Here is a 13,856-nt window from a genome sequence, read left to right as displayed (position 1 = left end):
TCGAATTTTATTCCGCACGATGGTATATCGAGCAGCTGTTCCGATTGTTGAAAAAACAGGGGTTTGGAATCGAAGAAACCGAACTAGAGAGTGGGTGGGCGATACGCAAATTAGTGGTTATGCAGATAACTGCATTGTTGAAAATCTTACAAATGAATATAGCTTATGCGCGACCTGAAGGCGGGCAACCTATAACTGAAGTTTTTGATGATCAGCAAATAGGTGTGCTCAAAGTACTTAATACTAAAATACAGGGAAAAACCCTGAAACTTAAAAACCGATTTGATCCTGATAAAACGGCTTGGGCTGCTTGGATATTAGGTAGGCTTGGTGGATGGAAAGGGTATCAATCTCAAGGTCCACCTGGAGTAATCGTTCTAAAAAGAGGAATGGAAAGGTTCAACTATATTATGGAAGGGTTAGAACTGGCAAAAGATGTGTACACACGGTAGCTCCTGCAAGGCGGGATCTCCTGCATATAATAGACTTTGCAATCCCTCAAGGGTATTTAGCAAAGGATTATCTGTGATCTGCAAAGTACCATTGAGTTCATTAAGGCTTCTTATCCCTTTAATATCGGGCAAGTTTTCGTTATTGTCAATCACCATGGAACCGTAGATATGGGTTAGATTATTAAATCCACTTATTTCAATCAGTTCTATATTCCCGGAAATAATAAGATCTCCACCGGTAGGAGACAAACTTCCCACAGAAGTCAAAGTGTTGAAGCCAGTAATAAAATTTATTCCGGTATCGCGTATAATAAAATCGCCTCCTACACTATGTAATTTAGCAAAGTCATCAAGCCCATGTGGATAATCACTCAACTCAAAATCTCCATAGACAATTTCAAGCTTCATAAATCCGATAAGAGAAATGAGTCCACTGTCAGTAATAAGAAAATCGCCTTTTACTTCTTCCAGGGCATAAAAAGCATCTATATAACTAAGACTTTCCCAATTTGTTATTGTAAAACTGCCACCAATCTTCTTCAGGTTATTAAAATCATTAAGTTCATCTGCTTTGATGAGTCCATTGAAAGTCAAATTACCCTCTACAAATTCCAGATTATCAAAATTTGAAAATTCTGTAATCTGAGCTCCTTCAATGATAAGATCACCTTTTATTCTTTTTATTGCGGTAAGACGGGAAAGATCTATTACCCCACTGCCTATATAAAGATCTCCTGTTATGGTTTCACAGGAAAGGTAAGAGTTAAGGTATTCTTCTACTTCATTCTGATCATTTAGCCGAACATCCCCTGTAGGACACTGGGCTGCGGCAAGATTTAATGTTAAAAAACAACACAGAAATAAAAAAACAGGCTTCAAACAGAAAAGAGTTAGATGAGCGAATTTAAGAAAATATTAACTTCTACCTATAGAAGTTAATATTTTCTTACCGGGAATAATTCTGTACAGATTAACCATAATTTTTGCTTAAACACAACAATTAGGCTTGATCCCTCAGTTTAGAGGAGTGAAAAATGTAGAATTCTTCTTATATAGATTAACTACAATTTTTGCTTAAACACAACAATTAGGCTTGATCCCTAAATATGGGAGTTTCCACAATTTTGCAAAAATGTACCCACAAAAAAAGCCTCTCATTTCTGAAAGGCTTTTGCAATTTTGCGGTCTGGACGAGACTCGAACTATTTTTGAAAACCCTTATTTTACAAGGCTTCCGGAAGCGCCTATTTTAGCACTCACCGAATTCGGCACCTTTAACAAGGTTTAACATTAAGATAATGGTTTTGAATCAATTGATATTAAATCATTAAATGATGATAATTAAGAAGAAATTTGCTCAGTCACTTAATTTTTAATTGGAAAAACTAAACTATCCACCTTTTTAGATTTTGCAGATCTCTAACAAATGGTAGCTTAATTTGATCAGCAAACTATTGTAAAGCTTTAAAGGAAAACCATATGCATAAAATTTTAAAAAAATAAAATTCACATGACTTACTAAAGAAGCCAACTTAGAGATATTTACCTCATTAATAGCAGAGAAACTTTTATGGAATAAAAGTCTCATAAGTTTTAAATCGATTATGGATTCACATAAACCTCATCGGAAAAATTTATTCCTGAGGTATGATTTAGTTTTACACGTGAACTGTCTAAGGTTTTAATTGTCACATCTTCTAAATTCCAGTTTCTGCTATATGAAATATGGCCAGCCGTTTCAGCTTGAATACTTACGTTATTCAGGTAAAAATTATCGATATAGGATTCTTCCAGGCCATTAACGTTAATTGCCCGCTGTACTCCTTTCACATCTATATTTGAAAGATAAATATTTTTGAAAGTTGGTATTCCTTTAGACTTGGGTTCTACTTTCTTTAAAAGCGTTTGCCAGCGCTCAGGCACAGAATCTATATCATATCCTTCAGGGAGTTTGGTATAACTGTAACTTGGATTCCAGTTCATGGAAACTTCGATAAAAGTTCTTACGCTATCCATTTCTATATCCTGCAAATAAATATCTTCCACGGTACCACCCCGGGTCATTGCAGATTTTATATTTAACCCGTTTGAGGTTCCTATGCCCTTAACATTTGAAACAAACACGTGACGAATATCTCCGGCAGTTTCACTACCAAGGGTGAATAGTCCGGCGCCCCTTCGGGCAATACAGTCGCGAATTACCACGTATTCCGTAGACCGGTCAACCCTTTGCCCGTCCCAATCACGACCCGCTTTCAGGCAATAATTATCATCATTGCAGTCAACATCACAGTTTTGGACTAAAATCCATTTTGAAGAGTCTATATCTACCCCATCGGTACTGGGACCATGACCCCCAATATTATTTCTAATGGTTAAACCATCGACGGTGATATATTCTGAATAAAGAACCTGCACAGTCCAGAAACCTGCTCGCTGAATATTAAGGTCTTTTAAAAAGACATTCTTGGACTCCTGAACTAAAAAAGTCCTTGGACGTTTGGCATCGTAGTCTACGATGGAGCGCAAGCCTTTTGCTTCATATTCCTCACGTAAATTCCAGTAATAATCCCAATACACCTTCCCTTGTCCATCGACCAGTCCATCGCCCTCTATAATTACATTCTCCTGGTCCAACACGTTAATTAAAGCTGCAGGCCACTGCATCTCTACACCAGCTATACGGGTGTCAATTTCAGGATAATCTGCTATGCTTTCACTTCCTAAAATTTCAACCCCTTCAGGAATATTAAATCTTATTCCTTCCTTTATGAAAATCGATCCAGATAAATATTTTCCAGGTCTGAAACTTACCGTACCACCTCCGTTTTTAGCACACTCATCAATTGCTTTTTGGATAGCTTCAGTGGTAAGTGCTGACCCGTCATCAATAGCATCATAATCGTTTACATAAAAAATTTCATCCCTGGTTTGAAAATCTTCAGCACCTACTTTGCTTATCCACTCCGGTTCAAGTTCAGCAGTTTTGGAAATTTCTTCTACCTCTTTTTGAGAATTATCTTCACTCTTGCATGATAAAAGCGCGACTGACAGGAAAAAACTAAAAATAATAGTATAAAATTTCATAATAGATTTTCGGTTAAACAAAACAGTAACAATTTCTAAATTTTAGTTTCAAAAGGTATCCTGCACATACCTGAATAAAAAAACCACCATTGAGATCCAATGGTGGTTAGCATAAAAAACACACTTAAAATTTCTACGCTATTTTTTTCTGATACCATTTACTAAACAGCAGAAACAATATTCCGCAGGATATCCAGGCAGGTAAGGTTAAGAATGAAAGAAAAATATCAAATTGAATGGACAGGGTATAGAAAACACCAAAACTTACCGCCCAGGCCCAGAATACTGCCTGGTTGAATTTAATTCCTGTCTTTTCAGCGTAAAAAGTTTGTATACCCGCCTTTCTTCCAAAGAAATATTCAAAAACGATTACAGCACCAATCGGGGCAAGGATAAATCCATAAATAGCTACAAAGTCAAGCAATTTCATAGCAAATGCGGGGAACAAACCTGCTATTGTAGCTACTGCTCCAGCCGTGATGGTCACCCAAAAAGTTGATACTTTCGGCATAATAGCCTGAAATGCGAGCCCGGCCCTATAAATCGTCGGATTGGCAGTAGTCCATCCAGCCAGGATAACCGCTAAAATCCCAAATACCCCAATGGCGTTATAAGCCAAAGGACCAGGAGCAACCGGGGGAGCTTCCCCATTAGTTACGAATACCTGCGCTTCGGGAGATTGCAGGTACACTGCATACAATAAACAGGCGGCTATCCAGGCAATATAGTGCCCAACGTAAATTCCACCCGCAGTGGTCCAGCCAACACTCGGTTTTTCCGCAAAACGGAATACCGAAAGATCGGACATTCCAATATGCATTGCTGCATTGGCAAACCAGGACCAGAGAACTACATGCCAGAAAGTATATTTTATCTGGCCAGGGAATGGCTCACTACCTTCTCCCCAAACATTCCAGAAATCAGAGAAGCTATTTACATTGAGCTGATATAAAGCAACAATTCCACAAACTATAAACGCAAGAACAATAATGGGTGACATCCAGTTCGCAGCTTTTGCTACAGTATTGTAGCCTTTGGCGGCAATAATTGAGATCACTGCACCTATACAGAGAACAATAATAACCCAGGTTATACTATTGGGCATGGTATCGGTAAGACGGGGCATTTGCATATCGAATGGAATACCCACGGCGGTTGCAGAAATAGTAATCATAGAACCAGCCAGAAAACAAAAAAGAAGACCGTTAGCAAGATTATAAAGAGTCACTAGACGGGTACCGCAAATTTTTTCTAAATGGAAATACAGAGTATACCGAAATTTAGTGCCGATCTCAGCTGTCAAGAATCGCCAACTCAAAACCGCCAACAAATTACCGATCAATAATCCAACAATAAGATCAAAAGCGCTAACACCCGTAGTTAGGAAAAGGGGGCCAATAACAAATTCGGTTCCGGCAGCATGTTCCCCTGCATACATTCCCAAAAAACTTTTCCAGTCTTTCCACTTGGATCGAGGCACACTCTGGCGTTCAAATTCACCTGATATTTCCGTTTCTATCTGGGCTTCACTCATTATTTATTGGTTTTATTTCTTTTAGACTTAGTTAATCCTATTTCTAATTTTAAATTAATTTCTAATATCGGTCAGGAGAAGAATGACCAGAACAGGATAATTATTGACCTGATTTTTCAAATATTATTTTACCAAATAGTTCGGTAAATCTTTTACATTCTCACAGCATACCTGCTCCAAGACTTGTTGTAGTTGCATCTTAAGCATAGCAATGGTATGATCTCCTCCTTCATCGCCCAATGCACCAACACCATACATAAAGGACCGCCCTAAAAAGCTAAAATCAGCTCCACTGCTCATAACCCTTGCAATATCGGGGCCTGATCGTATACCGCTATCCATCATCACAGTTATTCTATCTCCATATTTTTCTGCAATATGAGCTAAAGGTTTTATAGTAGATTCTCCTGCATCCAGTTGCCGTCCCCCGTGGTTCGAAACAATAATTCCATCAAATCCCAGGCGAATAGCTTCTTCAGCATCTTCATCTGAAACTACTCCTTTTAATACCAGCTTACCCTTCCACATATCACGCAAAGGCTTGATTTTTTCTTCATTAAGTCTTCCTGAGAATGTAGCATTCATCCATTTTCCCAGTTGTTTAATGCTCATTCCATTTTCCATATAAGGTTTCATGGTAGCAAAGTTTGGAACACCGTGTTTTAAAGTCTGGGCAGCCCAGGCCGGTTTCCCCATCACTTGCAGAATATTTCTAAAATTCATTTGTGGTGGCATTGCAAGACCATTTCTGATTTCTTTTGGACGGTATCCAAAAGTGGGCACGTCGCACAGAATCACTAAAACCGGAACTTCTGCAGCTTCAGCTCTTTTCAAAATATCATCACGCAGCCATTCTTCTGTAGGATGGTACAATTGAAACCACGCCCGTCCTTCTGTAAGCTCACTTGCTCGCTCAATACTTGTGGTGGTTACTGTACTTAAAATAAATGGAATATTGTGTTTTAAAGAGGCTTTTGCCAGGATTTCAGGAGCGTTTGGCCACATTAATCCTTGCAGGCCAATAGGTGAAATCCCAAACGGTGCATCATATTTTATCCCGAAAAGTTCGGTTTCTAGTTTTGAAGAATTATAATTTTTAAGATAGCGGGGCTTTAATTGTATTTCCCGAATTTCATCTGTATTACGGCGTATATTTATATTTTCATTACAGCCGCCGTCAAGGTATTCAAAAGCAAACCTCGGCATTCTTTTTTCTGCACGCTCCCGTAAAGATTCAATGGAAGGATATTCTGTATTAAAGGGAAAAGCCATATTTTCTATTCTATATTGAGTAATAAAGGAACCAGTTTCTTCATTCGGTAGTTCTCCTTTAAAAAGGAAGCTTTCACTTTTTTATTTGAAATCACCATAGCTGCACCAAGGGCAGAACCTAATGGAGACTGGGTAGATAAAACTTTAAATTCACTAAAATGGTGAGACATAAGTTTCATAAAAACATCATTATCTGTAAAACCACCATCTATGTATATAGTTTTGATTTCTGAATTCCCAATAGCTTTTCTTATGGTCTGGATTTGCAATTCCATTAATTCGATCATTAATTGATGAAAAGCTTCTTCAAAAGTTTTAAAAGATTCCAGGTCGGTTTTATTTATTTTTTTACGCTGAAGGGAAATACCTTCAAACTTAAAATAAATAGAGGGCTTTTCAATTAGCTTTAAATAAAGATCTTTATCAAATTTAACATTGCGATGATAGCCATATTCTTTTTTATAATATTCACCCAGTTTTTCTACCTGCAAGCGATATTCATTTCCCATAAAAAATCGGGAAGCTTTTACCGGTTTTCCATCTACTCTAAGGTAATTGAGACAGTTGTGCTTTATGTCTTCTTCGGTAATTGCGTCTTTGCTAAAAGGATTCAAGGCAATACTCCACGTACCTGTTGATAAAAGTAAAAATGGCTTCTTCTTACTAAGAATATAAGGCAACAAGGCTGAAGAACTGTCGTGTATCCCGACTCCAATTTTTAACTTTTTTCCTTTATAGGAAGTATTCATACTAGCCGAGGTTGGCACCAATGGAGCTAATATTCTATCTATATTTTCTTCATAAACCCAATTATGATAATCTTTCTTATTATAATCCCATAAATTGGTATGGCAACCAATGCTCGTAAATTCACTTACGGGAATCCCGGTGAACAAATAAGATAGATACTGAGGAAGGTGCAAACTGTATTTTATTCTACTGAATATTTCGGGCTTTGTTTTTTTAAGCCAGTACAATTGCATTCCTGAATTTAAAAATCCAGACTGTGGAGATGCCGTTTGGGTAGCAATAGCTAATTCGTCTCCATATTTTTTATAAAATTCTTCGGAAACCGATTTTTCAATCGATTTCGTATAATTATAAAGTGGAGTCAGTACATTTCCGTTGTGATCTAAATGAACAAAGCTGGCACCATAGGAAGAAAAATTTACTGCTTTTACATTATATTCATCTTTCTCAAGAATAGCTTCAAAAATAGATTTCATCCAGTTTTGAAGGGCCATCAGATCTTCCGCAGGATAGCCATCCTCGTCCGTAGTCTCGGGTAAACGCTTATACTCCCGAAAAACCTCTTTATATTTTTTGTCAAAAAGAAAGAATTTTTTATTGGTTTTTCCAATATCGAAAACAGCGGTTACTTTAGTTTTAGTCATCTCTAATCCTTTTTAAAGTCCGGTGGCCTTGGTCTTCGTTCCTCTTTCTTTAATTAATGTATTTCTAACCTGAAGGTCACGGTAAGCTTTAACCGGATTTACAGCCGCACCCGATTTTTCTCTGGCAACTTTTATTAATGGTCGAACATCTGTTCTATAAGCGTTTTGTAAAATCTCCTGGCAGGTAACCACGTCGTTTTCCTGCTGAGCATCTTTCAAGGCTTTTTGATCTACTAAAAGTGCCTGGGTATAAGCGATTAATATAGCTTCCAGGGATTGCAATAAATCTTCAAGGGGATCTTTAGTATTGTGACTGGCATCTATCATCCAAGCTAAATCCGGGTTTTGGGGATTGTTTTCCATCCCATAGACCAGTTCATTAAAAATAAGGAACAAGGCATAAGGTTTTATGGAACCAACCGTGATATCATCATCCCCATATTTACTATCATTAAAATGAAAACCGCCAAGTTTTCCCTTCAGCATTAAAGTAGCTACAATTTGCTCAATATTGGTATTGGGAAGGTGGTGTCCCAGATCTACTAAAGTGAAAGCACGGTTGCCACACGCATTGGCAAGCATAAAAGAAGTGCCCCAATCCTGGATTACAGTACTGTAAAAATTAGGTTCGTAAGGTTTGTATTCTATAAGCATTTTCCAGTCTTCAGGCATTTTATTGTAAATACTTTTTAGACTGTTTTCGGTATTTTGCAAGCTTTCCTGAAAATTATTCTGTCCCGGAAAATTAGCGCCATCTGCGAGCCAAACGGTTAGGCTTTTTGATCCTAACTCTTCACCTATTTTGATTACATCCAGATTATGCTGAATAGCATAATCCCTTGATGCTTTATTTACGGCACTTAAAGAACCGTATTTGTAGGTTTCTTTAGCATTAGGTTGATCCTGAAAAGTGTTGGAATTCATTGCATCAAATACAATCCCGTGGCTTTGGGCTATTTCCTTTATGGCCTTTACATCATTGGGAATATCCCAGGGAATATGTAAAGAAACCGCTCCCGCAGATTGGGTAAGTGCATGTAAGACACCTATATCGTCTAATTTTTGTTCTAAAGAAGCAGGCTCGCCCCCATAAGAAAATCTTCCAAAACGCGTACCTCCAGCACCCAGTGCCCAACTTGGAATGGCCACCTGGAAATCGGCAATTTTAGAAATTATTTCTTCTACAGAAATCCCCTGTTTGGTAACTTTATTTTTTAAAAAATCCAGTTCTGAACTATAGGGATCATTCTGGTTTTTATTTAAATCTGATATTTTATCAGTAGTGATTTTCATATACACTCAGAGTTTATATTAAAAAACCTCACAGCTTTATAAAAACCTGTGAGGCTTAAGGCTAATTTATTTTCTTAACGCACAAAGGCATTGGCCATTCCGCCATCTACATTTATTGTATTTCCGGTGCTTTTATCAAGAACTCCAATACAGGCAAAAACTCCGTTTGCCACATCTTCCGGTAAAATAATTTCCTGTAACAAATTGCGCTTTGCATAGTGCTTAGGCAGGTCCTCTACTTTTATACCGTGAGCTTTAGCACGACCTTCTGCCCAGGCTCCTTCCCAAATTTTACTACCAACGATAACTCCATCTGGATTAACAATATTTACTTTAATTTTATCAGGCCCCAATTCTGCTGCCAATAGTCTAGACATATGTTGCTGAGCGGCTTTTGCAGTACCATAACCTACGTTATTAGGCCCGGATGCAATTCCGTTTTTACTGGCAATATTTATAATATCACCGCCTAATCCTTGCTTTTTCATTACCGATGCCCCGTGTTGTGCCATTAAAAACTGACCTTTAACTAACACATCCTGAAGCAAATTCCAGTCCTTCATACTAGTATCTTCTAAAGATTTTGAGATTGCCAAACCGGCAGAGTGTACAATAATATCTACTCCACCAAAGGATAAACTAGCCTCTTTATAAGCAGCAATTATTGAAGCTTCGTCGGTCACATCGCAAACCACACCGCTCACCTGGTCTTTTTTATAAGTCTTAACAGCCTCTTCTAGAGATTCTTTGGTAATATCGGTTAACACTACATTTGCGCCTTCGGCTACCATTTTATCGGCTATTGCCTTACCAATACCACCAGCTGCTCCTGTTACAATAGCAACTCTTCTAGAAAGTGGTTGCTCGGCTGGCATTCGTTGCAATTTTGCTTCTTCCAGAAGCCAGTATTCAATATCAAATGCTTCCTGACGAGGCAGGGAAGTATATTCAGTTATAGCCTCTGCACCGCGCATTACATTTATTGCGTTCACATAAAATTCGCTGGCAACTCTCGCTGTTTGTTTATTCTTAGCGAAGCTAAACATTCCAACTCCCGGGTAAATAATTATTACCGGGTTGGGATCTCGCATCGCAGGACTATTATCGTGCTTACAGTTCTCGTAATAAGCTTTATATTCCTTACGATATTGATCAAAATCGGGTTCTAATTTTTTAAGAACTGCTTCCGGGTCTGAGAGATCTTCCGAAGGGTCCAATTTTAAAATTAAAGGTTGAATTTTTGTTCGTAAAAAGTGATCTGGACAGGAGGTTCCCATCGGTGCCAATCTTTTAAGATCATTACTGTTAATATATTCCAGTACGGTATCACTATCGGTAAAATGCCCGATCATTCTATTCTCTGAAGAGGCCAAACCGCGAAGCAACGGCATTAGCTCTGCTGCTTTTTCCTTTCTTTCAGAAGAAACAAGACTATCTATTTTCTTTCCTCCAAAAACTTCCCCCTGCTCTTTTATTTTATTCTCTATATATTCTGAAGCTGTTTCAATAACTTCCAGACTATTTATATAACAATCATAAGAAGTATCTCCCCAAGTAAAAAGTCCGTGACTTCCCAAAACAATTCCTCGGATTCCGGGATTTTCTTCCAGACATTTTTCTAGCATAAGGCCAAGTTCAAATCCGGGACGTTGCCAGGGAACCCAACCCATAGTGTCTCCCCAGATTTCTTTGGTCACTTTCTCACTATCTTTGGCCGCTGCCACTGCAATAAGTGCATCGGGATGAAGGTGGTCTATATGCTTAAATGGTAGAAGACCATGCAAAGGAGTATCAATGGAAGGAGCTTTACTGTTTAAATCGTAAATACAATGGTTAAAAAGGCCGACCATACGGTCTTCATCCTCAATACCTTTATAGACATTCTTGAGGTTTCGCAATCTATCGGTATATAATCCCGCAATACCTTCTCTGGTTAAAGTGCCGATGTCTCCACCAGACCCCTTCACCCACATTACTTCTACATCCTCATTGGTTAAAGGATCTTTCTCTATTGTTTTGCAACTGGTGTTCCCACCACCGTAATTGGTAATTCTCAAATCTGCACCCAGGATATTAGATCTGTAAAGAAATAATGAGACCTGGTCATCGCCCAGGTCTGTAGCTTGTTTCTCGTCCCAGAGATAGTCTACGTATTTAAAAGTTTTTTCCATGATTATTCCAAAAATTAACATTAATATTTCAAATGTAATTTATAAACTTTGGGTTAGTATCCTGTAGTGTACTGCTATATCAACATCTCAGATTTTTAGCGATTACTATCTTTTATTTCTCACAAATTAAGCTTAATATTGTGTAATCGATTACCTTAAATGTTTTTCCTTAATAAATTTAAATGGCTGAGACCTTTCAAATACAAATAAATGAAAAATCCCGTATCCCAAAATACAAACAAATTGTGGATTCTATTATTTCGGATATTTCTAAAGGAAATTTGCAGGTAGGAGAAAAAATTCCCTCAATTAATGAGTTAAGCGAAACCTGTTACCTCTCTCGAGACACAGTCGAAAAAGCATATAAACAGTTAAAAGAACGCAAGGTTATTATCTCGGTTAAAGGGAAAGGCTATTATACAGCCAAGACAGATCTTATTTCTAAAGTAAATATTTTTTTCCTGGTTAATAAGCCCAGCACTTATAAAATGATCATTTACAATTCTTTCGTAGATACCATAGGGGTAAATGGACACGTGAATATGTTTATTTACCATTGTGATGAATCTTTATTTATAAAATCCCTGGAAAGAAATATGGGTGCTTACGATTATTATGTAATTATGCCTCATTTCAGAGACGAAAATTCTAATCACGTCAGCTATACGGAGAATGTAATTAAGGTTTTGGAACAAATTCCGAAAGACAAACTTATTATGTTAGATAATACCAAACCCGGGATTTCCGGTAACTATGGTGCTATTTATCAGGATTTTCAAAACGATATTTATAAAGCTTTAAACGAGGGTCTAGAGAGAATAAAAAAATACGATAAAATAATCCTTGTTTATCCCAACAAGAGCGCTAATCCCTATCCCCGCCGTATATTGCACGGTTTTCAGCAATTCTGCTGGGAACATAATCTGGATTTTGAAATTCTAGATGAAATATACGACGAAATGGATCTTCAAAGTAAAGACGTATATATTACCATTCAGGAAAGGGATTTGGTAAACTTAGTGCGCCAGGTTAGAAAAAAGAACTTGGTACTGGGAAGGGACATTGGAATAATATCTTACAATGAAACACCATTGAAGGAATTATTGGGAATTACAGTAATCAGTACCGATTTTAAAGTGATGGGAGAATCTGCTGCTTATATGCTTTTAAAAAATAAAAAAGAAAAGGTAAAAAACGTTTTTAAATATATTGAACGTAATTCTGTTTAGCTATCCTTTTTCTTTTGGAATTTGATATAAAGACCACATAACAGTACAGGATAGTGCTAGTGTTACTTTAAGTTAATTTTAGGCTGGTTACCAAAATTTAATCAGTCTTAGATGAAAGATTTTACTTTTACTATTCTCTTATTATCTCTGAACCTCTCAATAGTTTTTAGTCAATCTGAAATTAAAACATTTGATTTCGGTTTGGAAAAATCGTCTAAGGAAATACAAATCACATCCCCGGTTTCTTACAATGTAGAAAGAGGTTATGGCTTCGGTTTTGATGCTTCAGAAAACATAACTTTTGAAAAAAATGCGTTTACCTCTACTAACCCTTCTTATTTTTCAATAAAGCTTCCTGAAGGAAATTATACCATTGAAGTTGATTTAGGTAGTAACAAAAGGTCTTCAGAAACAACTATAAAAGCTGAGTCACGACGGTTAATGCATCGCCATATTCCTGTACAAAAAGGAGACACAAAAACCGAAATATTTACAGTAAACCTAAGAGGGATTAAAATTTCCCCTGAAGAATCAATAAATCTTAAATCACGCGAAGAAGATGATTTAAACTGGGATCAAAAACTAACACTTGAGTTTTCAGGAACAGTTGCCGTAAGGGCTCTACGTATTAAACCGGCAGAAGCTTACAAAAGTATTTTCCTTGCAGGGGATTCTACGGTCACAGATCAGGATGTGGAGCCCTGGGCATCCTGGGGTCAAATGATAACTCAATTTTTTTCATCAGAAATAGTGGTAGCCAATTATGCAGCCTCAGGAGAATCGCTTGGTTCTTTTAAAGGAAGAAATAGGTTAAAAAAAATAATGTATAATATGCAAAAGGGTGATTACCTATTTATTGAATTTGGCCACAATGACGAAAAAATAAAAGGCAAAGGAAACGGCGCTTATGGCCTGTATGCGCAACTTCTTAAAGAATACGTAACCGTAGCCCGAAAAAAAGGCGGAATACCGGTATTGCTTACTCCCACACAACGTCGTCATTTTAATCCTGATGGAAAATTAGAGCCTACTCATGGTGATTTTCCGGACGCGATGCGTAAAGTAGCTAAAGAACTAGATGTGCCTCTTATAGACCTTACTACAATTACTACAAAAATGTACGAAGCCTGGGGCGCAGAAGAATCAAAAAATGCTCTGGTACATTATCCTGCCAATACTTTTCCAGGGCAGGATAAGGCTTTGGCTGATAATACTCACTTCAATGTATTTGGAGCTAATGAGATTGCACTTGCGATAATTGAGGAAATAAGAAATTCTGATTTAGAATTAAAAAACCAAATCAGGGAAGAAATCCCTCGTTATGACCCAAATAACCCTAATAATTTTTCAGACTGGAACCTACCCGGAAGTTCACGTTTTGAGAGCACCAAACCAGAAGGAAATTAATTTAACAACCAAAAGCC

9 protein-coding genes and 1 pseudogene are annotated in these 13,856 nt (G+C 37.5%); 3 read left to right on the top strand and 7 right to left on the bottom strand.

What is annotated here, in order from left to right; translation table 11 throughout:
* Positions 1–452 (top strand): annotated as a pseudogene (locus LB465_RS04765) (IS4-like element ISSysp3 family transposase); the annotation flags it as partial.
* Here LB465_RS04765 and LB465_RS04760 read toward each other — a convergent pair.
* The 7 genes from LB465_RS04760 to LB465_RS04730 all read right to left on the bottom strand — a co-directional run bounded on the left by LB465_RS04760 (position 420) and on the right by LB465_RS04730 (position 11,203).
* Positions 420–1,331: a receptor L domain-containing protein gene (locus tag LB465_RS04760; RefSeq protein WP_224467613.1), complete on the bottom strand. Its 912-nt coding sequence runs from the start codon at positions 1,329–1,331 to the stop codon at positions 420–422. The pseudogene LB465_RS04765 and the gene LB465_RS04760 overlap by 33 nt on opposite strands.
* Positions 1,332–2,054: 723 nt before the next feature.
* Positions 2,055–3,539: a glycoside hydrolase family 28 protein gene (locus LB465_RS04755; protein ID WP_224467610.1), complete on the bottom strand. Its 1,485-nt coding sequence runs from the start codon at positions 3,537–3,539 to the stop codon at positions 2,055–2,057.
* Between the two features lie 133 nt (positions 3,540–3,672).
* Positions 3,673–5,073, bottom strand: coding sequence for a purine-cytosine permease family protein (locus tag LB465_RS04750; RefSeq protein WP_224467608.1), 1,401 nt, complete (start codon positions 5,071–5,073; stop codon positions 3,673–3,675).
* A gap of 123 nt (positions 5,074–5,196) precedes the next feature.
* The gene (locus LB465_RS04745; protein ID WP_224467605.1) at positions 5,197–6,345 is read right to left on the bottom strand and encodes an alpha-hydroxy acid oxidase; all 1,149 of its coding nucleotides are present in this window, start codon (positions 6,343–6,345) and stop codon (positions 5,197–5,199) included.
* Between the two features lie 5 nt (positions 6,346–6,350).
* The gene (locus tag LB465_RS04740; RefSeq protein WP_224467603.1) at positions 6,351–7,739 is read right to left on the bottom strand and encodes an FGGY-family carbohydrate kinase; all 1,389 of its coding nucleotides are present in this window, start codon (positions 7,737–7,739) and stop codon (positions 6,351–6,353) included.
* A gap of 12 nt (positions 7,740–7,751) precedes the next feature.
* Positions 7,752–9,032 (bottom strand): TIM barrel protein, encoded by a 1,281-nt coding sequence (locus LB465_RS04735; protein ID WP_224467601.1) that lies wholly within the window; start codon positions 9,030–9,032, stop codon positions 7,752–7,754.
* 74 nt (positions 9,033–9,106) lie between these two features.
* Positions 9,107–11,203: a bifunctional aldolase/short-chain dehydrogenase gene (locus tag LB465_RS04730; RefSeq protein WP_224467598.1), complete on the bottom strand. Its 2,097-nt coding sequence runs from the start codon at positions 11,201–11,203 to the stop codon at positions 9,107–9,109.
* 182 nt (positions 11,204–11,385) lie between these two features.
* Between LB465_RS04730 and LB465_RS04725 the strand changes: the two genes are divergently transcribed.
* Positions 11,386–12,432 (top strand): GntR family transcriptional regulator, encoded by a 1,047-nt coding sequence (locus tag LB465_RS04725; protein WP_224467596.1) that lies wholly within the window; start codon positions 11,386–11,388, stop codon positions 12,430–12,432.
* Positions 12,433–12,543: 111 nt separating this feature from the next.
* Entirely contained in the window at positions 12,544–13,839 is a 1,296-nt protein-coding gene (locus LB465_RS04720) for a rhamnogalacturonan acetylesterase (protein WP_224467593.1), read from the top strand.
* The last annotated feature ends 17 nt before the right edge of the window (positions 13,840–13,856 follow it).

It is taken from the genome of Salegentibacter lacus (assembly GCF_020164555.1).
Classification (GTDB): domain Bacteria; phylum Bacteroidota; class Bacteroidia; order Flavobacteriales; family Flavobacteriaceae; genus Salegentibacter; species Salegentibacter lacus.
This window is presented reverse-complemented; position numbering and strand designations above follow the sequence as displayed.